The organism is Aquibacillus sediminis, from assembly GCF_005870085.1.
Classification (GTDB): Bacteria; Bacillota; Bacilli; order Bacillales; family Amphibacillaceae; genus Aquibacillus_E; species Aquibacillus_E sediminis.
Window position 1 is genome coordinate 129,710 of record NZ_SZNM01000004.1, and the last position, 25,201, is coordinate 154,910.

The following is a 25,201-nucleotide window of genomic DNA, read 5'->3' on the forward strand; positions in this document are numbered from 1 at the left end:
AAATTGTTACATAAAGAAATCGCTTGTGTTGCGTAAGATTACACAGATTCTAAGTCAATCCGGTTGACCACCCAATCGTGGAATTGAATAACAATCTGATAATACAGCATATTGGAAGTCCATCCATTAAAATAAGAATAAAAGGGCGGAGTTAAATTGACAATTCATTTCTATTCATGATACATTTATCTTGAATTAAAGATAATTTAATTAAACACAATAATTTTGAGAAGATGGAAATCTGTTAATGAGTGTCTACTTATTTCAAATAAATGGAGGAGTTTAAGTTGAATCATTTAAAAGGAATGCACCACGTAACTGCGATTACAAGTAGTGCAGAGAAAAATTATGAATTTTTTACGTATATATTAGGGATGAGGTTAGTAAAGAAAACCGTCAATCAAGATGATATTCAAACTTATCATTTGTTCTTTGCGGATGATGAAGGGAATCCAGGTACCGATATGACGTTCTTCGATTTCCCTGGAATTCCAAAGGGAGTTCACGGAACGAATGAAATTTATAAGACATCATTTCGCGTTCCTAGTGATGAAGCTCTAGATTATTGGGTGAAGCGGTTTGATCGTTTAGATGTGAAGCACACAGGAGTGAAAGAACAGTTTGGCAAAAAGTCCCTTTCATTTGTAGACTTTGACGATCAACACTACCAATTAATTTCTGATGAAAACAATCAAGGAGTTAAGGCTGGGAAACCATGGAAAAAAGGTCCAATTCCACTTGAATATGCAATTACAGGATTAGGTCCAATTTTTGTTCGGATCGAGAACTTTGACTTTTTTAAAAAGGTGATGGAGCAAGTATTATTATTTAAGGAAATTGACCATGATGGAGCCTTTCACTTGTTTGAAGTAGGCGAGGGAGGCAATGGTGCACAAGTAATTGTCGAACATAATGACACTCTTCCACAGGCTAGACAAGGGTATGGCACTGTCCACCATGCAGCATTTCGAATTGAAGATCGCACGGTTTTAGATGAATGGGATGAACGGATGAAGCAATTTGGTTTTCCAACATCAGGGTATGTAGATCGCTTCTTTTTCAAATCTCTGTATTCAAGAGTTGCACCACAGATTTTATTTGAATTTGCAACAGATGGTCCTGGATTTATGGGTGATGAACCTTATGAAACATTGGGAGAAAAGTTATCTTTACCACCATTCTTAGAAAATAAGCGCGAAGAAATTGAAAGGTTTGTTCGGCCAATTGATACCGTTAGAAGCACAAAGAATTTCGATAAGGAATATGAATAAAGTTTCCCACTTTATTTGATTTAGTAGAAATACAAGCATAGTAGGCATGAATACTCATGTCTACTATTTTTTTAATTTTTTAACCTGCCGTACTAGACATGTAAACCGAGTTTCTTTAAACTAAATATGCACTTAAGTGGTTATATTCATATACTAATCGGTGTGAAGTTACTAATTGGTGTGAAGTGTATGGGGGTGGATAGATATGTTTTTAATTGAAACTTTTGTTTATATAGGTACAATTGCATTTGGTGTATCAGGAGCATTGATAGGGATACGTAAACAACTAGACTTATTCGGAGTTTTATTTTTATGTTTTACTACATCGTTAGGCGGAGGGGTTATTCGTGATTTACTTATTGGAAATATACCTCCTGTTAATTTGATTAACCCACGGTATTTTCTTGTAAGTCTGGTTGCGGGTATTTTAACGATCCTGTTTTACGAAAAAATAACGCGTTTAACAGATAGTATGTTGATTTTTGATGCAATAGGATTAGGGGTTTTTACCGCAGTTGGAGCTCACACTGCAATAAATCTTGACTATAGCCAACCATTTTTAATTGTAGCAATGGGGTTAGTGACAGGAATAGGTGGCGGTGTTTTTCGCGATGTGTTTTCCAAAGAAATTCCCTTAGTTTTTCGAAAAGAAATATATGGAGTAGCGTCAATTGCAGGCTCTTTATTATTAATTGTAACTTATGATTTCTTGCCATCGGTCATGCCATTATACCTTTGTTTATTTACTACATTTATTATCCGGGTATTTACAGTCAAACGCGAATGGCATATTCCAACCATTAAACAAATAAAAGATAAGCAAATACAAAATCTTTAAACTCATAATATGCATTCGTAACAGTCTTAGGTCTCACCTAAGGCTTTTTTTAATAGCTAAGAATGTATCATCGAAATATGATTCAAAAAAAGGTTAGACATATTCCAGCGCCTATCCTTAGTGGTCTTAAGTCTAGGTCCTCTTTGTAATAAAACACGTTACGACGAGGCTATTCTTAAGCTTGTCGAGTAGTGAATCAAGGCATCCCATGCGGTAGTCGTACTATAGGAAAGGATAAAATTTTAGGGCAGATGAATCATCGGTGGCGTAAATTTTAAAGCAATCAGTATAAATGGAACTGAGAATCTGTCTTCGTCAAATGGTGCCAATCGACAAGTTTTCCGTAGGACATTTAATGATTCTAGAATGGTGCAAGGACGTCTACACACTTAGTGGAGGAAGAGCAAAACACAGCCAATGAATAAAGTATCACTATATTTAACAATGTGAATAATTGCTATAAATAAACAAAAGCTATTGTCTAGAAGATGGAGGTGAAAATATGCCGAATAAATTAGGAGTACATGAATCAATCGAATTACACGAACTTGTTTCTTTTAAAAGTTTGTGCCTTACCAAAGCAACGATCATGCAGGGGCTTGTGTCGGATGAAAACTTAAAAAATCTTATGCAACAAGATGCAACTATGCATGAACGACATCTTAAGGAATTAAACAATCATTTAAATCAATAAAAGGAAAGAAGGTGTTGGAATGAATCCATTTTTAGAAAAATTAACAGGAATGGCTCCACTTACAGACCAAGTGATTGCAACAGATATCTTAGTGGCTGCAAAGGCAGAGATAAAAAACTATGCAGTAGCCATTACCGAAACTTCTACACCAGAGATTCGAAATGTGCTTACCAAACAATTAGAGGATGCGATAAGTTTTCATGAACAAATTGCCAATTATATGATAGAAAATGGTTTTTACTATCCTAAAGATGCTGCTAAACAACTGCAGCTTGATATGGAAACAGCACAAAAGGCATTAAATATTGCTCAAGACTAATTTATGGGAATGTACATAAAATGAGGTGACTCTACATCCGAGCACCTCATTTTACACAAGTGATAATAGATTTTGTTTCGGAAGGGATGATGGTAAACTAGTCTTAGTAAATAATAATAAGTTCTAAAAAAAGGATGGTAGATATGGGTGGTATTATTCTGTATGACGGAGTTTGTAATCTGTGCAACCAGAGCGTTCGCTTCATTATAAAAAGGGATACAAAAAGTTTTTATCAATTTGCTTCCTTACAAGGGAAAGCGGCTAAAAAATTATTACAACGTTATCAAATACCAATGGGTACTTCTAGTTTAATTGTTATTGAGAATGGTAGATGGTATCAAAAATCAAGTGCTGTGTTACAAATAATGAAAAGATTAAAAGGAATATGGAAACTACTTGCTGTCGGTTGGTTTATTCCAAAAAAGTTAAGAGACAGAATATATGATCTAATTGCGAGGAATCGTTATCGCTGGTTTGGAAAAAATGATCGTTGTATGGTACCAACTCCTGAATTAAGAAATAGATTTTTGGATGAGCTTTGAACTATTGGCTATCTTTAAGTGAGTACAATGATACCCAAGGATAGTACAGCTGAGATTAAAGAAAAAAATCCCCAATAGGCTATCACCAAACTCTAAGCAGATGAGACAACTATTAGCTTGAAATGATTATTATATAATATTTTATTAAGATAATTGGAGCTATCATAATCAAAAAATTCTGAATGGTACGAATAACCTTATAGATATGCATAACCAATCTAAATAAATCTATAGCAAGTCCGCCGTATAGACGGACTATTTTTTTGCGTCCAATAGTGTGAAAATTCACTCATTATACATAAAGTCGTTCGTTATTACATAAAAAATAGTAGTATAATAGAAAGAGAGAGAGATAGAAAACAGCAATAAGTTATTAATCTCCTTACAAGGGAGGCGCATTTTAAATGGTTAATCCTGAATATGTGTCAATTAAATCATTTTTTATTGGAGCTATTTTAGGAATAATTTTGGGACTTATTGCAAACTTCTTATAACCATATCTACACCTAACTCGGTTTGAAAACATAAAAAAGTGAAAAGTGTTAGCGCAGCATATGTATGATCATATGCTGCTTTTTTTATTATAAAACAATAAAAAATATAACGAATTTTGTCGAAAAAGAAAATGTAACAAAATGTTCATATTTAAATTAAGAATTAAAAAACGTTGATATGACAAGGGTTTCCACAATTTTCTATGATTAAATTAATATTTCCAAATTTATCCTTAACAAAATTGTAACAATTTTTGTTGAAGAGTGTGATATTATCAATTGCGAAGAAGTTATTTAGAATAATTATAAAAACTTTATTAACCAAAACGTTGCTAAAGTCTTTTTACTTTAGTGAAAATTTAAAGAGGGGGAGGAAATAAGGTGAAAATGAAAAAGTTATCGATCTATTTGTTTGCTATCATATCAATTTTCTTACTTACAGGTTGCGAAACAAATATGGTTGTCTTTAATCCGCAAGGACCAAACGCAGAAACGATCCTTGGATTAATTAACTGGTCTTTATTATGGATGGCAATTGTCATTATTGTGGTGATGGGCATGTTTATTACATTTATTTGGAAATATCGTGAACGTCCAGACAATATGGATTATGAGCCACCAGAGGAACACGGGAATACAAAATGGGAAATTATTTGGACAGCAATCCCATTTTTAATTGTAATTGCATTACTTATACCTAACATTCAAGCATTGTATGCATTAGAAGAGGTACCAGAAGGTTATGAGGACAAAGAACCAATAACGATTCATGTTACTGGTGCGGATTGGAAGTGGATTTTTAGTTATCCAGAAGAAGATATTGAAACGGTTAACTATGTCAATATCCCAGAAGATACACCAATCATTTTCAAAATGACGTCAGCTGGAACAATGCAATCGTTTTGGGTACCTGCCTTAGGTGGTCAAAAATATGCGATGGCTAAAATGGAGACAGAGTTGATCTTAACAGCAGATAATCCTGGTTCATATATGGGAAAGAATTCCAACTTTAATGGTCCTGGATATGCAGAAATGGAATTTGAAGTACTTGCACAAACACAAGCAGAGTATGACGAATGGGTAGAAGAGGTAAAGGAAAGAGCTCCGGAATTGACAGAAGAAAAGTACATCGAACTTCTGAAACCAACTCATTTAGGTCGTTTAACATTTAATGGTACCCATTTACAATGGATAAACCATGCAGACCCAAATTCTAATTCTTACACAAATCCACAGCTCTATTATCGTGAACATGGATATAAAGGGAAAACATTTGATGAAGAAGATAATTATAAAAATGCAGATGAAATGATAGAAAACGAACATGGAGGTGACAGTCATCATGAACATTAAGTGGGATGAATTTTTCGTTACAGGTGATCCGTTAATCTTAGGTGCACAGATTTCCATTGTTCTTACAATGGTTGGGATTATTGCTTTGCTGACCTACTTAAAACGGTGGACATGGTTATGGAGAGAATGGTTAACAACAGTTGATCATAAACGAATTGGTATTATGTACATTCTCTCTGGTGTTGTCATGTTTTTCCGTGGTGGTATAGACGGTTTAATGATGAAAGCACAAACCGCAGTACCCGAAAATGAATTTTTAAATGCACAACATTATAATGAAGTATTTACGACCCACGGGGTTATTATGATTCTATTTATGGCAATGCCACTATTAATCGGGATTATGAACGTGATTATTCCGTTGCAAATCGGTGCAAGAGATGTGGCATTTCCACAATTAAATGCATTAAGTTTTTGGTTGTTTTTCAGTGGTGCCATGCTATTTAACATTTCATTTGTTATAGGTGGTTCACCTGATGCGGGATGGACTTCTTATTTCCCAATGGCCGGGAAAGAATTTAGTCCGAGTATTGGAAACAACTATTATGCAATTGCTATACAAATCGCAGGTATTGGTACGTTGATTTCGGGAATTAACTTTATCGTAACCATACTGAAGATGAGAACAAAAGGTATGACATTAATGAAAATGCCTATGTTCTCATGGACAACGTTGATTACTTCGATCATCATTGTCGCAGCATTTCCGATTTTTACGGTAGCATTAGCATTAATGACATTTGATCGTTTATTCGGAGCACACTTTTTCACTGTTTCCGGTGGCGGTATGGATATGCTATGGGCTAACCTATTCTGGCTATGGGGACACCCTGAAGTGTATATCGTTGTATTGCCAGCATTCGGTATTTTTTCAGAAATTGTGTCCACTTTCTCACGTAAACGACTGTTTGGATACACTTCAATGGTTATAGCTGTAGCAGGTATTGCCTTCTTGAGTATGTTGGTATGGGTACACCACTTCTATACGATGGGGTCAGGACCAGCAGTTAATTCAGTGTTTTCATTAACAACCATGCTCATTGCTGTTCCAACTGGTATTAAAATGTTTAACTGGCTATTTACCATGCGAAAAGGTCGGATTAATTTTTCGACACCTATGCTTTGGACACTTGCGTTTATACCATGTTTCCTTATTGGAGGAACAACAGGTGTTATGCTTGCAATGGCAGCAGCTGACTTCCAGTATCATAATACGTTATTCCTTGTTGCACACTTCCATTACACATTAATTCCAGGTGTTGTGTTTGCGGTGTTTGCAGCTCTTTATTACTGGTGGCCAAAAATGTTCGGTCATAAATTAAATGAAAAAATTGGAAAATGGCATTTCTGGTTGTTTGTAATTGGATTTAATTTTACATTTTTCCCAATGTTCTTCTTAGGCTTAGATGGTGCGGTAAGACGTTCCTTCACGTATTCCGCTGAATCTGGCTACGGACCATTATTCTTATTATCAGCAATTGGTTCTGCTGTTTTAGCAATTGGATTCGCGATGTTTGTTTACAACATTTACTGGAGTATTCGTCACGCAGACCGCAATATCTCTAGTGATCCGTGGGATGCAAGAACGCTTGAATGGGCAACCGCATCTCCGGTACAAGACTATAATTTTGCTAAATTACCAGAAGTAAAAACATTGGATGCATTCTGGCACATGAAAAAAGATAATGAAGGCTTAACTATAGAGGATAAAGAAATTAAAGATATTCATATGCCAAATAATTCAGGTATCCCATTCTTTATGGGTGTAGTCTTTACGGTCGCTGGTTTCTTCTTAGTCTTTGAATGGTATATTCCTGCAGCAATTGCATCATTAGGAATATTTGCAGGATTGATTATCCGCTCCTTTGACTATAACGATGGGCATCATATCCATGCAGAAGACGTAAGAAAAGTAGAACGTAAATGGAGAAATCGTAAAGGGGAGGTGCACAAACATGTCGGCTAATCTAACAGCAAGTAGCGATTTACCATTAGAATATCAATCTGAACAAAGCAAAATGAATATCCTTGGTTTTTGGATTTTTCTAGGAGCAGAAATTGTTTTGTTTGCTACGCTTTTTGGAGTGTATGGTGTACTGGCTGAACGTCATGCAGGTGGGCCAACACAACAGGATATCTTTGTAATCAAGGATGTATTAATTCAAACAGTATTGTTGTTAACTAGTAGTTTTACTTGTGGTATTGCAATATTTGAAATGCGCCGAAATCGCCTTAAAGGATTAATCACATGGTTGGTTATTACATTATTGCTCGGTGGAGGATTCTTATTCATGGAAATTAATGAATTTATTCATTATGTACATGAAGGTGCTGCATTACAAACGAGTGCATTTACATCTAGTTTATTGGTTCTACTAGGTACTCACGGAGCGCACGTAGCGTTAGGTATTGGTTGGGCGATTTTAATTATCATGCAACTACTAAAACGTGGTTTAACAACTGAGACTACACGAAAAACATTTATTATTGGCCTTTACTGGCACTTTCTTGATGTAGTTTGGATTTTCATTTTTACTTTTGTTTATTTAGAAGGGTTGGTGGGATAAATGAGTAGTAATGCAGAAAAAGGGTTTCCTATAAGTCATGTTGTTGGATTTCTAATCTCATTAATTCTTACCTTTGCGGCAGCTTGGATCGCACTAAAAACCACACTTTCAATAAAAGTGATTATGTGGATTATTGGTTCATTAGCGGTATTTCAAGCTGGATTACAACTTGTTATGTTTATGCATATGACGGAAGGTGAGGATGGAAAAGTTAATATTATTAATATTACTTATGGTGCGTTTATGGCTGCAGTTATTGTACTTGGCTCCATCTGGGTCCTCACATCAGGTCATGCTGCACATTAATTACAAATGAATTACACTAACTGATTTTTAAAAAATCCGGTCAATTGGCCGGGTTTTTTTTTGATGGAAAAATTGGTTTGTTTGAAAATGATGTATGTTCTGGTTGAGGTTATGATAATTTTTAGGTGCATCTGTTACATCATCCATCGAAAACATAAATAAACCAAATAAGAAAATCAAGACGGATGAAACTAAGATACTACCACCAATAAAGAAAAAATAGTTTTGAGTGATTCCGTTTACATTAAATCCAATGGCTACCAATGTGAAACTAAGAAATAAACTTATAGCTGTAATCCCTTTCAAGAAAACAACAGATTTTTCTTTTTTAGTCATTGTACTCAACCCCTTTAGCAGTATTGTCACATTTGTTCACAAAATTGTCAAACTAATTTCGAAAATCTGTCACAATTATCGTTCGACATAAAGTGATCTTTCATCAATAGAACCTACTGCCTATAAAGTCGGGATAAAATGGACTCTTAGCGTAACACTAATAAAAAAGATAAAGGATGATCGAAATGGGTGCCATACAACGTAATAATTTCAGGTTTGTGCCAGAGTATAGTGTCATCAATCAAAACGGAGCAGTCCATGTTTATCAAGATGGAGAGTTCAAGGAAGAATTAACCTTTACATTTGAAGGAAAGTACCCCAATCAAGCCAAAATTGAATCAATTGTGGACGACTATTGTGAGCAATATGATATCTAACACAAATAAAAATACCTACAAAACAAAGGTGATTTTATCCTTTTTTATGGGAAAAGCGCGAGCTGAAGATCCCATATAAACAAAGGAACACAGGCTAAGGTCGCCACAGACACGCGAGCAACGCCTGTGTGACCAACTTCCTGTTGGCCCGAGGCCGTACCAATGGAAAGCGGAAGCAACGACAAGATAAAAGGAACGTATTAGTAATATTTGTTCATTCATTTGCTTATACAATTATTACCTCGTCTAAAGAGAACTTACTGTCACATGCTATTCATAAGGTAAGGAGGGAGTAAGTATGAAAAAACGAAAAGGGCAAAAGCGAGCTGCTTTAACAAATAACAAGACACCGAAAGAGAGCTTGCCAGAGGGCAATATGCTATATAACCGTAGTAATCATAATCGTCCTAAACAAGGACCAGGTTCAAAAGGATGATGTTGATGGATAAAAAGAAAATAAATGGCGAAATGTTTACAGATTATGGAACAGTTGATGTTAAAAAAATTGAACATCAGATCACATACCCAGGCCAATCGGTGTTCAATTTGAGAAACGTATCGTTTGCACCAGGCGAAAATAATTATTTAGATGCATATGGAGAGGATAACCACCTTGATAATGAACAAAGATAAACAATGTGCTATACACTAAAGGGGACTAGGGATAGGGTTACAACCACATGATTTAACAGCAATAGTTGAACGTGCTTAATTATAAACATGCGCAGTCCTTTAATTGACTGCGTATGTTTATTTGAATACTTAAAGATTTATTGGTACTATATGGTTAGAACATTGGAACCCAATAGTTTAACGATATAGGAGATGATTGTAATATGGATTTTAATCTATTTATGAATGATGTGGTTGACGCTGCACGCAAAGATATTACAGAAGCGGGGTATGAGGAACTAACAACCCCTGAAGAAGTTGATCAAGCATTAAAACGTGAAGGCACTACGTTAGTCATGGTTAATTCCACATGTGGTTGTGCAGGTGGTGTTGCTCGTCCAGCTGCTGCAAATGCGATTCATTATGATAAAAGACCTGACCATTTAGTAACCGTATTCGCTGGTCAAGATAGAGAAGCAACAGAGAAAGCAAGAGAATATTTTGAAGGTTTTCCTCCATCTTCTCCTTCTTTCGCATTACTTAAGGATGGGAAAATTATAGATATGGTGGAACGTCACGATATTGAAGGTTTTGGTCCTGTCGATGTAGTGAACCGTCTACAAAAATTGTTTGATGAAAACTGCACAGAAGTTTAAATATATGCTCCCTTGTTACATTTCGTGACAAGGGTTTTTTATTGAGGTATGTTATTAGTAAAGATATATAAGGGAGTTATACAGGTGAAAATTGGTTATCGAACGATAAAAACTGCTGTTGGCACGCCGGTGGCAATTTGGATTGCGGAAATGCTTCAGTTGACCAACTTTGCTTCAGCTGGGATCATTACATTACTTTGCATTCAACCTACAAGGAAAAAATCTTTCTTATCTTCATGGCATCGATTTGGTGCATGTTTAATTGCAATGCTTTATTCCTTTTTAATTTTTGAGACTATTGGTTATCACCCACTAGCAATTGGAATATTATTAATTCTGTTTATCCCTACTACTGTATGGCTTAAGCTCACACCGGGTATTGTAACAAGTTCAGTCATTATCTTACATTTATACAGTGCAGAATTTATTAACGTTTCTTTAGTAATGAATGAATTAGCTATTATTATTATTGGAATCGGCATGGCTCTGTTACTAAATTTATATATGCCGAGTTTAGATCGTGATATTATGGATATGCAGGACCAACTTGAGAAAAATATTACAGTTATGTTAAAAGAAATTGCGATCTATTTAAAAGAAGGGAGAGAAACATGGACAGGTAAAGAAATTATAGAGATAGAAGCAATACTCAATAAATCAGAAAAATTAGTAATACAAGATGTCGAAAACAAGCTTTTTCAACAAACTAATCCGTATGCAGAGTATTTTAGTATGCGAAGAAAACAGTTTGACTTGTTAAAAAGGATGTTGCCCTTATTAAGTCATATGCCAGAATTATATCAACAATCGTATCGGATGGGGATGTTTTTTGACGATTTGGCAGATGCTGTTCACCCGGGTAATACAGCCAGTGTTCATTTGCAAACGGTGAGGAAATTAAAGGAAGAGTTTAGTAAAAGTGAACTACCTAAAACTAGAAAAGAATTTGAATCGCGTGCAGACTTATTCCGGTTACTTCATGAGATAGAGAATTATTTACTGTTAAAGAAAAATGAAACACCAAATATGTCACAAAAGGGAAAACAGAATAGCTGATGATGAGATAAAGAGACTGCCATTTACAATGACAGTCTCTTCTCATTGATAAGATCTTATATAAACATCGCTAAACCAGCAGTTAAGCTAGATAATACCATTGCAATGATCATAATATAAACAATAATTTTTATTCTACGTTCTCTTTTTGACGGCTTTCTCGTTGTTGTATTTGTTGTTTTCTTTGTTTTTGTAGCCAATGTTTATTCCTCCTTCACGGTCCATTACTACTTGTATTTTACATGTAATCTTTCATTTGGACAAGTAGAACTCGAATACAATTTAGAAGAAAGGAGGGGGTTTTAATGTCACGAAAGGAGCAAGTGAAAAAAATAAAAAACAGGAAGAAATTTAGATTGCAAGATAAAAGCATAAATAGAAAATACGTATATGGTCCTCAATATTGTACTAAGAAGGATTTACAAAAAATTGGTTTTCCTGGTTGTTATCCTTATACGAGAGGAATCTATCCTACCATGTATTGTCAACGGCTATGGTCATTTCGACAATATGCAGGTTTTGGATCTAGCCAAGATACGAATAATCGTTTTCATTATTTGTTAAGTGAAGGACAGACAGCTTTATCTGTTGCCTTTGATTTGCCAACACAGTTAGGAATGGATTCTGATCATAGTTTAGCAGAGGGGGAAGTAGGAAAAGTAGGAGTTGCGATTGACACGTTAGCTGACATGGAAAAAGTGTTTAAGTCGATTCCGCTTGATCAAGTGAGTACTTCTATGACGATTAACGCTCCAGCAGCTATCCTTCTTTGTATGTATGTAGCAGTTGCTGAAAAGCAAGGGGTAGATTCTGCTAAGCTTAAGGGAACGGTCCAAAATGATATTCTAAAAGAATACATTGCCCGTGGGACGTATATTTTTCCTCCAATACCATCTATTCGGCTGTTTACTAATATTCTGCAGTTTTGTGAGGCTCATCTTCCACACTATCATCCAATTAGCATATCAGGATATCATATGCGAGAGTCTGGGGCAACCGCTGCTCAGGAAATTGCTTATACGTTTGCAAATGCAAAGGAATATTTAAATGCTGGATTGCATGATGGTTTAGAAGTGGATCAGTTCGCACCACGCATGTCATTTTTTTTCTCGGCACATAGCCATGTATTTGAAGAAATTGCTAAATTTAGGGCCGCTAGACGGATTTGGGCTTCAATCATGAAAAATGAATATAAAGCCAAAAATCCAAATAGCATGAAACTGCGTTTTCACACTCAAACGGCAGGATCCACTTTATCTTCAAAAGAACCATTAAATAATATAACACGTGTTACTTTACAAGCCCTAACAGCTATTTTAGGAGGAACACAAAGTCTTCATACAAATGGTTGGGACGAAGCTTATACATTGCCAAATAAAGAATCCGCTCAACAAGCCTTACGTATTCAACAAATTTTAGCGAAGGAAACGGGTGTTACGGAAACAGTTGACCCACTTGGAGGATCATACTACGTTGAAGCGTTAACGGATCAATTAGAAGAGCAGATTTATCAACATCTAAATGAAATCGATCAAATAGGAGGTGCCATTAAGGCTACTGAGACAGGATTTTTCAAACATAAGATTCAACAACAAGCGTATCAAGACTATCAAAAACAAGTGTCTATGAAACAGGACCATGAATATCAAGCGCACCCAGTTCATTTTGAATTGGAACAGGGAGCAGATCCACAAGTACAAAAAGCATCCTTGTTGAGGATAAAACAGCAAAGATCTACTGATGAAGTGAGGACAACTTTAGCCCAGCTTGAACAAGTAGCGTGTCAGCCACAGATTAATCTAATGCCATATATATTGAGGGCTGTAAAAGCATATTGTACTATCGGAGAGATATGTGACGTGTTGCGTAAACAGTTTGGGGAATATAAGGAGCGGTTGTGATGACTAAATCGGTTCGTGTTTTAATAGCTAAAGTTGGACTGGATGGTCATGATCGTGGGGCACTTATTCTAGCGCGGGCTTTACAAGAACGGGGACTGACTGTTTTCTATACAGGTATACGAAATACACCAGCACAAGTAGTGGAGCGCGCGATAAGCGAGGAAGTGGATGTTGTTGCGCTTTCATCTTTATCTGGCGCTCACCTTCAACTTTTTCCAAAAGTGGTCCGAGAACTAAATAGGAAAACGAAACGTTCCATCCCTGTCGTTGCTGGTGGGCTGATTCCCCTAGAGCATTGGGACTATTTATATCAGCAAGGTATTGTAAAGATTTTTGCTAGAGAACAATCGATCGAGGCATTTGTTGACTATATTTATACAATAAAATAGTATGCTTTTTGCAAAATGTGAACTATAACCGTGTATGTACAAACTAGTGCTTCTAACATTTAATTGACAACTTTCGACACTTTCGCTAACGTATAACTAGTGGTTGTAAAAAGGAGGAAATAGACAATGATTAATCAAAAACGACTTGTAAACGAATTTTTGGAGCTCGTTCAAATAGATTCTGAAACGAAGAATGAAGGTGAAATAGCAATGATTTTAAAACAAAAGTTCACAGACCTTGGTTTGGAAGTAGTCGAAGATGATAGTCAATCAAGAACAGGTCATGGTGCAGGGAATTTAATTTGTAATTTAAAAGGAAACAAACAAGACGTTGATACGATTTATTTTACCTCCCATATGGATACAGTTGTACCAGGTCAAAATGTCAAGCCGCAGATTGAAGATGGGTATGTGAAGAGTGATGGTACAACAATTCTTGGAGCAGATGATAAAGCAGGACTTGCTGCTATTTTTGAAACAATCCGTGTATTGAAAGAACAAAATTTACAGCATGGTGATATTCAATTCATTATTACCGCTGGAGAAGAATCTGGTCTAGTTGGGGCAAAAGAGTTAGATATGTCTCTTGTCAATGCATCATACGGTTATGCAATCGATAGTAATGGCACGGTGGGAGATATCATTGTTGCAGCCCCAACCCAAGCAAAAGTAAATGCTATTGTAAAAGGCAAAACCGCTCACGCTGGTGTTGCTCCTGAGAATGGGGTCTCAGCAATTACCATTGCGGCTAAAGCAATTGCTAAAATGCCGTTAGGTCGGATTGACGAGGAAACAACAGCGAATATTGGACGGTTTGAAGGTGGAAGTAAAACAAATATTGTTTGTGATCATGTTGAAATACTTGCTGAAGCACGTTCTCTTGTACCAGAAAAAATGAAAACACAAGTAGATAAAATGAAAAGAGCATTTACTGAAACAGCTGAAAAAATGGGTGGAAGTGTAGAACTTGATGTAAATGTTATGTATCCAGGCTATAAACAACAAGAAGGCGATCACGTTGTAGAAGTTGCAAGAAGAGCTGCAAAAACAATTGGTCGTGATAGTAAGTTATTAGAAAGTGGTGGCGGAAGTGATGCAAATATTATCTCCGGTCATGGTATTCCAACTGTAAATCTTGCTGTTGGCTATGAAGATATACATACAACCAATGAACGTATGCCAATTGATGATTTAGTAAAAGTAGCAGAATTAATCACTGCTATTACACAAGAAGCAGCAAAATAATGAAATAAACCAGAGCTATCTCAAGAGTTTTCCTCTATGGCTCTGGTTTTTTATGTTGATTTCTAAAAGAACGTTGTTATGTCGTAGTAAATAGAAACTCCGATGTAACATAATTGCTTCCTTCCATTTAATGGACATAAATGTAAAAGCGACATAAAAACAGAGCGGGTAATGAATTTAGTGTCGTGAATTCCCGAGAAACGACATGTACAAGCATACGCAAAAGTGCCCTAGGAGTTTATAGTTTGTGACAAAGACAACAATTTTTTATGAGAAACTCAAAAGGAAGTGATCAATAATTGAATGATTTCATAAAGCGGAATGGGCTATGCTATAATAGAATGAGAATGGTTGTTCGCTTTCTAATCGTACGAATAAAGGAAGATCCTAATGTCTAAATGGTACCCAAAAAATGGAAGAGTCATCTTCCATGTTGATATGAACAGTTTCTATGCATCAGTAGAAATGGCATATAATCCGAAGTTAAAAGGAAAACCTGTCGCGATTGCTGGTAACCCAGAAGAGAGGAAGGGAATTATTGTAACAAGTAGTTACGAAGCAAGAGCAAAAGGTGTGAAGACAACGATGCCATTATGGGAGGCACGGAAACTATGTCCGGATCTAGTTGTTATGCGCCCCAATTTTGATAGATACCGTTTTGCTTCAAGTGAAATGTTCAAAATTTTGTCTGAAGTAACAACCTTTGTTCAACCTGTTTCCATTGATGAAGGGTATATGGATATTACGGCATGCCAACACTTAGGATCTCCCCTAGATATTGCTGCTTCGATTCAACAACGAATTAAGGATGAATTAGACCTTCCTTGTAGTATTGGAATTGCTCCTAATAAATTTCTTGCAAAAATGGCTTCCGATATGAGAAAGCCAATGGGTATAACAGTACTAAGGAAAAGAGATTTACCCAAAAAGCTATGGCCACTACCTGTTAAAGAGATGCATGGAGTTGGCGAAAAAACTGCCATTAAACTAAATAAAATTGATATTTATACGATCAAAGATTTAGCAGATGCTGATACATTTCAATTAAAAAGATTGCTAGGCATTAACGGAGAGCGTTTAAAAGACAGGGCGAACGGAATCGATTCAACTCCTGTCGATCCAGATGCCATTTATGAATTTAAAAGCATTGGAAACTCACAAACATTGGCACATGATACAACAGATGAATTAACAATCCAACGATTAATGAGACAGTTAGCACGTAAGGTAGCAACCAGGTTGAAGCGAAAACAAGTTGTTGGCCAAAATGTGCAACTCATGATCCGCTATTATGATCGAAAAACAGTGACGAGAAGCGTGAAATTACCTGAGTATATTGAAACTGAAGAAGAAATCTATATAACCAGTCTTGACCTTTTTGAAAATCATTGGACAGGAGATCCAATTCGTTTATTAGGGGTAACAGTTCAAGATATCGTCGAAAAAGATGAGATAGTTCACCAACTTGATTTGTTTACCTACCAAAAGGAAGCGGAAAAAGAACCACTATATCAAGCGATTGATCATTTGACTGAAAAATACGGAAAAAACCCATTTAAAAAGATCGAGCCTAAATCAGATGACCAACCGCGAACCAGCTTTCAAAAGGATTTTCTAGATGATTTTAAAAAGTAAGAGGCTGTTCATAGGAACAGCCTCTTACTTTTTAACCTTTTGCTGGTATTTCTGTTTCATAAAAATCGTAAGCAATTGACGTTTGATCGAAAATTTCCTGTGCTTCATCTATTAATTGTTGATAATTTTCTTCTTGATAACGAGAAGATAGGTGGGTTAAGATCAATCTTCTCACCTCTCCGTTTTTCGCAATTGTAGCAGCCTGCTTCGTCGTGGAATGAAAATACGTATAAGCCATATTTTCATGCTCATGTTCAAAGGTTGCCTCATGTACTAATAGGTCTGATCCTCGGACAAAGGAGGATAAACTTGGGATGAAACGAGTATCACCTAAAATGGTAACCTTACGACCAGGTTTATCTGGACCAATAAAATCAGAACGATAAATGGTTTGTCCATTAGTTAATGTTACTTTTTCGTTTTGTTTGATTTGTTGATAAATCGGGCCAGGTTCGATGCCAGCTTGTTGTAACTTATCTGTTTGTAGTTGCCCTGGTTTGTCTTTTTCTTCGATTCGAAATCCATAGCTTTCTAAGCCATGGTCTAGTTTTTTGGCAAAAACGCGAAAATGATCATTTTCAAAAATAAGCCCTTCAAAAACTTCTTCAACTATTAGGGGGTATTTTAATTTAGTCCCGCTGACAGTTAAACTTGTTTCTATGTATTCTTTTAATCCTTTAGGTCCTGTAATCGTAACAGGTGTTTCTCCATTCTGAAAGGAACGACTACTTAAAAAACCCGGGAGACCATAAATATGATCTCCATGTAAATGTGTAATAAATATACGCTCCACTTTCCGAGGTTTAATAGTTGTTTGTAAAATTTGGTGTTGTGTTGCTTCACCGCAATCAAACATCCACATGTTTCCTTGTTCTTGAAGTAAGTCTAATACGATGGAGGAAACATTTCTTTCCTTAGAAGGTACACCTGATCCTGTGCCAAGAAACTGAATTTTCATGGTATCCCTCCTATGATCTCCAACCACGTAGATATTGTTCAGGGGCTCCTATTTCTTCGTTTAATTCATCAGCTGCAGCTTTGGCCCAATAGGGATTTTTTAATAATGCACGTGCTAAGAAAATCAAATCAGCTCGGTCATTTTGCAAAATTTCTTCTGCTTGAATTCCAGTAGTAATTAATCCCACTGCGCCTGTAGCAATATTTGCTTTGTGTTTAATAGTTTCGGCTAGTTTTACTTGATATCCTGGATAAACAGGGATCGAAGCAGGGACGACACCACCTGAGCTACAGTCAATCAGTTCAACCCCTTGTTTTTTCATTTCGCTAGAAAAGTAAATAAAGTCATCGATTGTATTTCCATCTGCTTGATATTCATTTGCAGAGATACGTACGAAAATTGGACCTAAAAATTCTGATTTGACAGCATTGATCACTTCTCGTAACATACGATAGCGATTTTCCTTAGATCCGCCATATTGATCATTTCTTTTATTGGTTAGTGGAGAAAGGAATTGATTAATAAGATAGCCGTGAGCTCCGTGAATTTCAATGATATCAAAACCAGCTTGTTTCACACGTCGCGCCGCTTGTTTGAAGGCTTCAATGGTATTCGTAATATCGGTCACCGTCATTTCATCTGGTGTCGCGTAACGGTCACTGAATGCAATTGCACTAGGGGCAACTATTCCTTTGTTAAATTGAGCTTTCCGACCTGCATGTGCTAATTGTATGCTTGTTGTTGAACCATGTGCATGGACACGGTTTGTGATCTTTTTTAAACCTTCGATGTGTTTATCATCCCATATTCCCAAATCTTTGGCTGAAATTCTTCCTTCAGGTTGAACGGCTGTTGCTTCAACCATAACCAATCCAACTTGGCCTACTGCCCTTGATTCGTAATGCGTAATATGAAAGTCCTGTACAGTTCCGTCTTCAGGTTCACACGAATACATACACATTGGGGACATAACAATTCTATTTTTTAGCGTAATTCCTTGAAATGTAATGGGACTAAATAGCTTCGTTGACATATGTATGCGCCTCCTAGTTGGTAAGTTTATCTCTTTGTTTTAATGCTATATCTGGCACATCAGTAATGATTCCATCGCAACCTAATTTCATACAACGAGTCATTTGGCTTGGTTGATTGACTGTATAAACTCGTAAATTTATGTTATGTTGCTGGCATTGTCGTACCAATTTCCTGTTTAACAATCGATATTTAATATGAAGACTATCGGCACCTAAATCTTTCGCGTAAGATGGTAAATCCTTGCTTTTTTGCGATGTCAATAACCCTGTAGAAATGCTACAATTGATTGTATTATATTTCATAACACTGTCACTATTGAAACTAGTAATAATGGTTGAATCGGATAAATGAAAAAAGTTCACATACTGGTTTACAATTTTTTCCATACCCTTATATTCTAACACATTATTTTTTAGTTCTAAGTTAATTAGTAGTTTTTTTGTTTTTGCCCAACGTAGGAACTCTTCGAGGGAAGGGATTCTCGTATCTTTAAATTGTTTAGAGAACCAGGTACCTGCATCTAATTGTTGAAGTTCACGAAGTGTATAATCTTGTACAAAACCAGTACCATTTGATGTTCGCCGCACATTTTCATCATGGATCAACACAGGTATATCATCTTTTGTTAACTGGACGTCCGTTTCTATACCTTCTGCCCCCATTTGGTAGGCTAAGTTAAATGCTGGCATGGTATTCTCGGGCGCGTATTTACTCGCACCGCGATGGGCAAAGATATCTGTTTTCAAATGCATCACCTCTACAATAGGGTATTCTTACTGATTGTGGAATATTTCGCAAAAAAAGTCAATTTGCATATTTAGGAGGATATTAAACAATTGTTACTGAATTTATAATTTCAACCATATGGAAATATCATGTTTAATAGTACGATATAAGAAATGATAGGTGATTTTTGAGATGACAAATGTAAAAAATAAAAATATAATTATCACAGGGGCTTCAGGTGGAATTGGTGAAGAAATTGCGCGACAAATAGCAAAAAATGGTGGGAACGTCGTGTTAATTGCTCGATCAGAAAATAAATTACAACAGTTACAGACGGAATTAATTCAGGCATATGCAATTACTTGTCATTACTATGTTGTAGACTTAACGAACGCGGATGCATGGAGTGAAGTGTTGCAACGAGTTGTGACCGAAATCAATCCGGTTCATGCTATGATTAATAATGCGGGGGTTGGTATTTTTGATCTAGTTGAAGAATCTCGTTGGCAAGATATTGAACGGATGTTTCAGTTAAATGTATCTGCGCTTATTCAAGGAGTTTATCACTTGCTCCCTTCTATGCTGGAGCAACAGTTTGGACATATAATTAATATTGGATCACAAGCAGGTAAAATCGCCACACCAAAATCTGCTGTATATGGGGCAACCAAACATGCGGTGATTGGTTTCACCAATGGTTTACGGATGGAGGTAGCAGATAAAGGTATTTATGTAACGGCAGTAAATCTGGGACCTGTTGCGACAGACTTTTTTCAAACTGCTGATCCATCAGGAAATTATCAACGCTCTGTTCAACGCTATATGCTTGATCCTGATTATGTCGCGAATTCCATCGTCAGATCCTTATTCACTAAAAAAAGGGAAATAAATTTACCGCGATGGATGGATATCGGGAGTCGTATTTATCAAGTATTTCCGGGCATAATGGAGCGGCTGCTGAAGAATCAATTTACGAAGAAATAAGGGTAGGAGGCGACAAAATGCAATTAGAAATTACTGCAAATGCTTTAGAAAAAATGGAGCAAATGAATAGCTCTGATTATGAATATTTAATGTTATATTATGATACCGATGATTGTGGGTGTGGCGTGAATGGTGTTCCTACTATTCGCTTAACAAATAAGAAAGAAGACTCATTCATAGATGTAGACAGTGATGATTTTCAAGTAATTATTCATCATCAACAAGCAGTCTTTTTTGCAAAACAAATGAAGCTAGACCTTATCGGGGGGCGTTTTCGGTTATCTAGTCCAGAGGGAATATTGAATCCTATTATTCCTGCAAATGATTTAGTTAAAGGTGATGTCGCATGAAAAAGAGAAAAAACGAAGAGCAAGCAAATGGTTTAAAAGATCGTTTAAATCCAGAATTGTTATCTGCCTTACAAAATAAGAAAACAACATTGAAACAACAAGAAGAAGACAAGAAAGAACAGGAACGATTGCAGCGAATAGAGGAACGAAAACGAAAAGAAGCAAATAAAAGTTTTGAGGAATTGCTTGAAGAAAGTGAAATGGACTGGAGAAAGTTTAAATAATCTTTAAAAAAGGGCAGACGCTAGGAAATGATTTTTTTAAGTTAGATTTCACTAGCAGTCTGTCCTTTTTTCTAATGATTATTATTATTTATCGATGTTTATCATAGTTAATCGGTTTGGTAATTTGTTGTAATTGTTGATATTGTTCGGTTGTAAGTGGTTTATGCTGTTGAAAGGAAACATTGTTTTCTAATTGTTCGACTGAACTTGCACCAAATACAGCGCTAGCAACGGTTGGATGTGCTAATACATATTGCAGTGCCGTTGTAGTTAAGTTAGAATTTGCTTCTGTTTCTTCCAGTTTCTGAATCATCGCTTGCAACTCATCATAACTATATCCTAAATAACCCTCTTTACCCTTTGTTTTTACGACATTACTGGCATTGTCACTTAACATCCCTTTTGCAAGTGGGCCTCTTGCAACAACACTTATGTTATTTTCGTGTAATAGGTCTAATACAGATTCCTCAGGTCTACGATCAAATAGGCTATATTGCATCATTACACTAACGATATTTGATTTTTTCACATACTCCCGAATCACGTTTGGACGGATTGATGAGATTCCGTAGTAACGGATTAAACCGTCTTGCTTTAATTCTTCAAAAGCTTCAATTGTTTCATCAATCGGATCATCTATTGTACCCCCATGTAGTTGGTAAAGGTCAATGTAATCGGTTTGTAGACGACGTAAGCTCTCTTTAACTTGTTGTTTTATGTAATGTTTTGAAGGGTCCCAGAACCAACTTCCATCTTCTTTTAAGTGATTCCCTACTTTTGTAGCTAGGACAACTTGATCACGTTTGCCTTTCAAAGCTTGGCCGACAATTTCTTCATTCTGACCTTGATCATATAAATCAGCAGTATCGAAATAATTAATTCCTTTATCTAAAGCACGGTCTACGATAGCTTGTGCTTTTTTTACATCTGTTCCTAGCGACATACAACCTAGTGCGAGTTCGGAAACAAATAAATCAGATGTACCTAATTGATTTTTATTCATATAATCCCATCCTTTCAAAGCCTCTACAAGTTATTGTAGAGAACAATACATAGTAAAATCAACTATTGCGAATGCTAGTTTATGTTAAAATAAATTTAGGCTTTTTGTGATTGAATTTCGTAGTTGATAGAAACTCCGAATTAACTTTGATGAAATTGCCCAATGTCACTGAATTTGATTGAGTGTTATACCATCGCTTCGGCAGAATACTCCGCGCATCCTAAGGCACGGCCTCGGGCCAACAGGATGTTGGTCACGTAGGCGTTGTCACAGGACGTGACGATCTTAGCCTACGTTCCTTTACCAAGTGGATCTTCGGCTCGCGCTGTTCCCATAGGACAAGGAAGGCTTCGGCAGCGATACATCGCACGAAGAAAATTGGTTTGTATTTTCGAGGAGTCTACGTATTCTGCCTTCGCTAGGATGGTTGTCTGGTTATTGGTAACTATAATACGAATTCAAAATGTAAATTTAATGAAATATTCTGTTTAAAACGTATTAATTAACAACTGAAAATGGATAGTATATGTTTTTTAATTAAGCCATGTGCTATAAAACTTCAGAGCACTGGAATAAGCGAAGGAAATACACGGAGACTCCTTGAAAAAGGAAAACACTTTTTCTGCGTGCGATGTGAATTCACTGTAGCTTCCCTTGTCCTACGGGAGGAAAGGCCTAGGTGAGACCCCTCGTGCTGTGGACGAGCGAGGAGGCTCATCAGCCGCCTTAGGATGCGCGTAGTGTATTTCCGCAGCGGTAATTTAGCTCTCATTTTATTAAGAAAGGAAGAAGGCTTAATTAACTTACGTCGGAGTCTATATTTATTGCGACATAAACAATAATCTTATTGAAATAAGGAATTGGAATGAAAAGGGGATAAAAAACATGAAAAAATTTGAAGAAAAGACTATTGGGACAGAACAGATTTTTAATGGTAGGGTTGTTAACCTACAAGTAGATGATGTGACATTACCAAACGGAAAAACTTCTAAGCGTGAAATTATTAAACATCCTGGTGCTGTAGCGGTAATTGCCATAACAAAAGAAAATAAAATTGTGATGGTGGAACAATATCGCAAACCATTGGAGAAAAGTATTATTGAGATTCCAGCAGGAAAGTTAGAAAAAGGAGAAGACCCAAAAAGTTCGGCAATCCGCGAACTAGAAGAAGAGACCGGCTATACAACGACAAACATGACATACTTAACCTCATTTTATACATCACCAGGATTTGCTGATGAGCTTCTGCACGTATACATCACCAAGGAAGTTAAACCATTGGAAGAAAAGAAAGCAATGGATGAAGATGAATTCGTGGAGCTTATGGAAGTAAGTTTGGAAGAGGCAGAACAACTGATACGCGAAGAGCGGATTCATGATGTGAAGACAGCTTATGCGATCTTATATTTACAAGCAAAAGGATGGTAGAAACGTGTCACTTCAACATATTTTTGCGGACTTGCATGTACATATCGGTAGAGATCTTAACAACAAACCTGTAAAAATTACTGGTTCTAAATCATTAACATTAACAAATATTCTGATCGAATCTAGTCGTAATAAAGGAATTGATATGGTCGGGGTAATTGATAGTCATGTACCCAATGTTTTAGCAGAAATCGAACAACTTATCGATCAACAAATGGCATTTGAACAACAAGATGGTGGGATTGCATTTGAACAAGTGACACTATTATTAGGTTCAGAAATTGAAATTTATGACGAGTATTGCCACGGCCCAATTCACGTACTCTGCTTTTTTCCAACGCTTCAGCATATGAAATGTTTTTCTAATTGGTTGTCGGAACGGATGAAAAATATTCATCTAAGCTCACAACGATATTATGGTACCGGGAAAGAACTGCAATATAAAGTGAAAGAATTAGAAGGTTTATTTATTCCAGCCCATGTATTTACTCCATTTAAGAGTTTATACGGAAAAGGGGTCAAACGTTCACTAACAGAAGTATTTGATCCGGATCTAATTGATGCGATTGAATTAGGTTTGAGTTCAGACACATCAATGGCTGATAAGATTCGAGAATTACATGATTATACCTTTATATCCAATTCAGATGCCCATTCATTAGGAAAAATTGCTAGAGAGTATCAACAAATCCATGTGAAAGAAGCTACGTTTAAAGAATTGGAATGGGCACTTCATCAAGTAAAGGATCGAGAAGTCAGTAGTAATTTTGGTATGAATCCATTATTAGGGAAGTATTATACGACGGTTTGTGGGAATTGCCTTCAACCGTGTGAAGATACCAATAGTTGCAAGGCATGTGGTTCAACCAAAATCATAAAAGGGGTTTCGGACCGAATTGATGAGCTTGCTGAAAGGGATGAAAATGTTACGAAACGCCCTCCATATATTCACCAAGTACCGCTTGAGTATTTACCTGGTTTAGGTCCCAAAACATTTAAGAAACTATTAGATCATTTTCAAACAGAAATGAATGTGATCCATCACGCTTCTTACGATAAACTAGAGCAGGTTGTCGGTAGTAAATTAGCAAAAACTATTACAGATATGCGTGTGGGAAAACTCGCGGTTAAAGCTGGTGGTGGAGGAACATATGGTAAGATAACATCTAGTTAATCTATAATTAGTTGGTCTATTTTATCAAAGTCCCTCATAGATTTTACTAAAGCTTACTTCTGGTAGAAAGAGTGGGGGTACTCATGTATAAAAAAAGGACATTAGCTACAGAACATATTAACAATCATGGTGTTATTTATTTCTTTGTATTAGTTTTATTTTTAATTGGTATTATATTTGGTGCTATCATCGTTAATAGTATGAATTGGATACAAAAACAAGATTTATTTTTTTATTTGGAACAATTTTTCACACAAATGCTAGAAGGTCCAATTGTTGAAAAACAAGAAATGTTAAAAAGTTCATTTTTCTACCACCTTAAATACTTACTATTGTTATTTGTGTTAGGTTTATCTGTTATAGGTATGCCAGTAATTTGGATTTTATTGTTTATTAAAGGATTAGTGGTTGGCTTTTCGGTTGGTTTTTTTGTAAATCAAATGGGTTGGCAAGGTTTGTTATTTGCAGCCGCTTCTATTGCACCACAAAATTTAATCATTATACCTGTGTATTTGATTGCTGGCAGTGTAGCAATGATTTTTTCTCTAACATTGATTCGAAAAATTTTCACACGACGATTACAACAACCAATTTTTCAACCATTTCTAAGATACTCACTATTGTTTATTAGTTTGATCCTTATAATTAGTGTTGCTTCCATGATTGAATCCTTTGTATCAAACGAGGCGATGGAAATCGTAATCCGCTCCATTTATCAATAATAATTG

The 25,201-nt window shown here is 36.1% G+C and carries 30 protein-coding genes; 24 read left to right on the forward strand and 6 right to left on the reverse strand.

Going from position 1 to position 25,201, the window contains the following annotated elements; genetic code table 11:
• The first annotated feature begins 287 nt into the window (after positions 1-287).
• From FCI53_RS05845 to qoxD, 9 genes are all read left to right on the forward strand, one after another.
• Positions 288-1,271, forward strand: coding sequence for a ring-cleaving dioxygenase (locus FCI53_RS05845; protein ID WP_138416781.1), 984 nt, complete (start codon positions 288-290; stop codon positions 1,269-1,271).
• Positions 1,272-1,476: 205 nt separating this feature from the next.
• On the forward strand, positions 1,477-2,109 hold the full coding sequence (locus tag FCI53_RS05850; protein WP_138416783.1) for a trimeric intracellular cation channel family protein: 633 nt from the start codon (positions 1,477-1,479) through the stop codon (positions 2,107-2,109).
• A 502-nt stretch (positions 2,110-2,611) separates the two neighbouring features.
• The gene (locus FCI53_RS05855; protein WP_138416785.1) at positions 2,612-2,803 is read left to right on the forward strand and encodes a hypothetical protein; all 192 of its coding nucleotides are present in this window, start codon (positions 2,612-2,614) and stop codon (positions 2,801-2,803) included.
• A 19-nt stretch (positions 2,804-2,822) separates the two neighbouring features.
• Entirely contained in the window at positions 2,823-3,122 is a 300-nt protein-coding gene (locus tag FCI53_RS05860; RefSeq protein ID WP_138416788.1) for a spore coat protein, read from the forward strand.
• Between the two features lie 143 nt (positions 3,123-3,265).
• Entirely contained in the window at positions 3,266-3,664 is a 399-nt protein-coding gene (locus tag FCI53_RS05865) for a thiol-disulfide oxidoreductase DCC family protein (RefSeq protein WP_138416790.1), read from the forward strand.
• Between the two features lie 881 nt (positions 3,665-4,545).
• On the forward strand, positions 4,546-5,511 hold the full coding sequence (gene qoxA / locus FCI53_RS05870; RefSeq protein ID WP_138417221.1) for a cytochrome aa3 quinol oxidase subunit II: 966 nt from the start codon (positions 4,546-4,548) through the stop codon (positions 5,509-5,511).
• The gene (gene qoxB, locus FCI53_RS05875) at positions 5,501-7,477 is read left to right on the forward strand and encodes a cytochrome aa3 quinol oxidase subunit I (protein WP_138416792.1); all 1,977 of its coding nucleotides are present in this window, start codon (positions 5,501-5,503) and stop codon (positions 7,475-7,477) included. The genes qoxA and qoxB overlap by 11 nt, the downstream gene beginning before the upstream one ends.
• Entirely contained in the window at positions 7,467-8,078 is a 612-nt protein-coding gene (qoxC, locus tag FCI53_RS05880; protein ID WP_138416794.1) for a cytochrome aa3 quinol oxidase subunit III, read from the forward strand. The genes qoxB and qoxC overlap by 11 nt, the downstream gene beginning before the upstream one ends.
• Positions 8,079-8,384 carry a cytochrome aa3 quinol oxidase subunit IV gene (qoxD, locus tag FCI53_RS05885; protein ID WP_138416796.1) on the forward strand — a complete coding sequence of 102 codons (306 nt, stop codon included), beginning with the start codon at positions 8,079-8,081 and terminating at the stop codon, positions 8,382-8,384.
• Positions 8,385-8,411: 27 nt separating this feature from the next.
• On the opposite strand, the gene FCI53_RS05890 is transcribed toward qoxD, so the two are convergent.
• Positions 8,412-8,720 (reverse strand): hypothetical protein, encoded by a 309-nt coding sequence (locus FCI53_RS05890; protein ID WP_138416798.1) that lies wholly within the window; start codon positions 8,718-8,720, stop codon positions 8,412-8,414.
• Positions 8,721-8,905: 185 nt separating this feature from the next.
• On the opposite strand from FCI53_RS05890, the gene FCI53_RS05895 reads away from it, so the two are divergent.
• The 5 genes from FCI53_RS05895 to FCI53_RS05910 all read left to right on the forward strand — a co-directional run bounded on the left by FCI53_RS05895 (position 8,906) and on the right by FCI53_RS05910 (position 11,421).
• Positions 8,906-9,097 carry a YbxH family protein gene (locus FCI53_RS05895; protein WP_138416800.1) on the forward strand — a complete coding sequence of 64 codons (192 nt, stop codon included), beginning with the start codon at positions 8,906-8,908 and terminating at the stop codon, positions 9,095-9,097.
• A 298-nt stretch (positions 9,098-9,395) separates the two neighbouring features.
• Positions 9,396-9,533, forward strand: coding sequence for a hypothetical protein (locus FCI53_RS21345; protein WP_171038083.1), 138 nt, complete (start codon positions 9,396-9,398; stop codon positions 9,531-9,533).
• Between the two features lie 5 nt (positions 9,534-9,538).
• Positions 9,539-9,730, forward strand: a complete 192-nt coding sequence (locus FCI53_RS05900) for a hypothetical protein (protein WP_138416801.1) — start codon at positions 9,539-9,541, stop codon at positions 9,728-9,730.
• A 203-nt stretch (positions 9,731-9,933) separates the two neighbouring features.
• Complete coding sequence (locus tag FCI53_RS05905) at positions 9,934-10,365, forward strand: BrxA/BrxB family bacilliredoxin (RefSeq protein ID WP_138416803.1); 432 nt, start codon at positions 9,934-9,936, stop codon at positions 10,363-10,365.
• A gap of 84 nt (positions 10,366-10,449) precedes the next feature.
• Entirely contained in the window at positions 10,450-11,421 is a 972-nt protein-coding gene (locus tag FCI53_RS05910) for an aromatic acid exporter family protein (protein ID WP_246050028.1), read from the forward strand.
• Positions 11,422-11,477: 56 nt separating this feature from the next.
• Here the strand turns inward: FCI53_RS05910 and prli42 are convergent, their stop codons facing one another.
• Positions 11,478-11,621, reverse strand: coding sequence for a stressosome-associated protein Prli42 (gene prli42, locus FCI53_RS05915; RefSeq protein ID WP_138416807.1), 144 nt, complete (start codon positions 11,619-11,621; stop codon positions 11,478-11,480).
• A 105-nt stretch (positions 11,622-11,726) separates the two neighbouring features.
• On the opposite strand from prli42, the gene FCI53_RS05920 reads away from it, so the two are divergent.
• The 4 genes from FCI53_RS05920 to FCI53_RS05935 all read left to right on the forward strand — a co-directional run bounded on the left by FCI53_RS05920 (position 11,727) and on the right by FCI53_RS05935 (position 16,591).
• Entirely contained in the window at positions 11,727-13,322 is a 1,596-nt protein-coding gene (locus FCI53_RS05920; protein ID WP_138416809.1) for an acyl-CoA mutase large subunit family protein, read from the forward strand.
• Positions 13,322-13,711, forward strand: a complete 390-nt coding sequence (locus tag FCI53_RS05925) for a cobalamin-dependent protein (RefSeq protein WP_138416811.1) — start codon at positions 13,322-13,324, stop codon at positions 13,709-13,711. The genes FCI53_RS05920 and FCI53_RS05925 overlap by 1 nt, the downstream gene beginning before the upstream one ends.
• A gap of 126 nt (positions 13,712-13,837) precedes the next feature.
• Positions 13,838-14,956, forward strand: a complete 1,119-nt coding sequence (locus tag FCI53_RS05930) for a M20/M25/M40 family metallo-hydrolase (RefSeq protein ID WP_138416813.1) — start codon at positions 13,838-13,840, stop codon at positions 14,954-14,956.
• 390 nt (positions 14,957-15,346) lie between these two features.
• Positions 15,347-16,591, forward strand: coding sequence for a DNA polymerase IV (locus FCI53_RS05935; protein ID WP_138416815.1), 1,245 nt, complete (start codon positions 15,347-15,349; stop codon positions 16,589-16,591).
• Positions 16,592-16,622: 31 nt separating this feature from the next.
• Here the strand turns inward: FCI53_RS05935 and rnz are convergent, their stop codons facing one another.
• The 3 genes from rnz to FCI53_RS05950 are packed head-to-tail and all read right to left on the reverse strand — an operon-like array spanning position 16,623 to position 19,336.
• On the reverse strand, positions 16,623-17,549 hold the full coding sequence (gene rnz / locus FCI53_RS05940) for a ribonuclease Z (RefSeq protein WP_138416816.1): 927 nt from the start codon (positions 17,547-17,549) through the stop codon (positions 16,623-16,625).
• Between the two features lie 10 nt (positions 17,550-17,559).
• On the reverse strand, positions 17,560-18,582 hold the full coding sequence (gene namA / locus FCI53_RS05945) for an NADPH dehydrogenase NamA (RefSeq protein WP_138416818.1): 1,023 nt from the start codon (positions 18,580-18,582) through the stop codon (positions 17,560-17,562).
• 13 nt (positions 18,583-18,595) lie between these two features.
• Positions 18,596-19,336: a glycerophosphodiester phosphodiesterase gene (locus tag FCI53_RS05950; RefSeq protein ID WP_342774173.1), complete on the reverse strand. Its 741-nt coding sequence runs from the start codon at positions 19,334-19,336 to the stop codon at positions 18,596-18,598.
• 166 nt (positions 19,337-19,502) lie between these two features.
• On the opposite strand from FCI53_RS05950, the gene FCI53_RS05955 reads away from it, so the two are divergent.
• Genes FCI53_RS05955 through FCI53_RS05965 form a run of 3 tightly spaced genes read left to right on the forward strand, consistent with a single transcriptional unit; the run spans position 19,503 to position 20,868 of the window.
• Positions 19,503-20,294 carry an SDR family NAD(P)-dependent oxidoreductase gene (locus FCI53_RS05955; RefSeq protein ID WP_138416822.1) on the forward strand — a complete coding sequence of 264 codons (792 nt, stop codon included), beginning with the start codon at positions 19,503-19,505 and terminating at the stop codon, positions 20,292-20,294.
• Positions 20,295-20,311: 17 nt separating this feature from the next.
• On the forward strand, positions 20,312-20,644 hold the full coding sequence (locus FCI53_RS05960) for an iron-sulfur cluster biosynthesis family protein (protein WP_138416824.1): 333 nt from the start codon (positions 20,312-20,314) through the stop codon (positions 20,642-20,644).
• Positions 20,641-20,868 (forward strand): YqkE family protein, encoded by a 228-nt coding sequence (locus FCI53_RS05965; protein ID WP_138416826.1) that lies wholly within the window; start codon positions 20,641-20,643, stop codon positions 20,866-20,868. The genes FCI53_RS05960 and FCI53_RS05965 overlap by 4 nt, the downstream gene beginning before the upstream one ends.
• Before the next feature lie 88 nt (positions 20,869-20,956).
• Here the strand turns inward: FCI53_RS05965 and FCI53_RS05970 are convergent, their stop codons facing one another.
• Positions 20,957-21,871, reverse strand: coding sequence for an aldo/keto reductase (locus FCI53_RS05970; RefSeq protein WP_138416828.1), 915 nt, complete (start codon positions 21,869-21,871; stop codon positions 20,957-20,959).
• Between the two features lie 885 nt (positions 21,872-22,756).
• Here FCI53_RS05970 and FCI53_RS05975 point away from each other — a divergent pair.
• The 3 genes from FCI53_RS05975 to spoIIM all read left to right on the forward strand — a co-directional run bounded on the left by FCI53_RS05975 (position 22,757) and on the right by spoIIM (position 25,195).
• Positions 22,757-23,299, forward strand: coding sequence for an NUDIX hydrolase (locus FCI53_RS05975; protein WP_138416830.1), 543 nt, complete (start codon positions 22,757-22,759; stop codon positions 23,297-23,299).
• Between the two features lie 4 nt (positions 23,300-23,303).
• Positions 23,304-24,473, forward strand: a complete 1,170-nt coding sequence (locus FCI53_RS05980) for an endonuclease Q family protein (protein ID WP_246050029.1) — start codon at positions 23,304-23,306, stop codon at positions 24,471-24,473.
• A gap of 83 nt (positions 24,474-24,556) precedes the next feature.
• Positions 24,557-25,195, forward strand: coding sequence for a stage II sporulation protein M (spoIIM, locus tag FCI53_RS05985; RefSeq protein ID WP_138416833.1), 639 nt, complete (start codon positions 24,557-24,559; stop codon positions 25,193-25,195).
• The last annotated feature ends 6 nt before the right edge of the window (positions 25,196-25,201 follow it).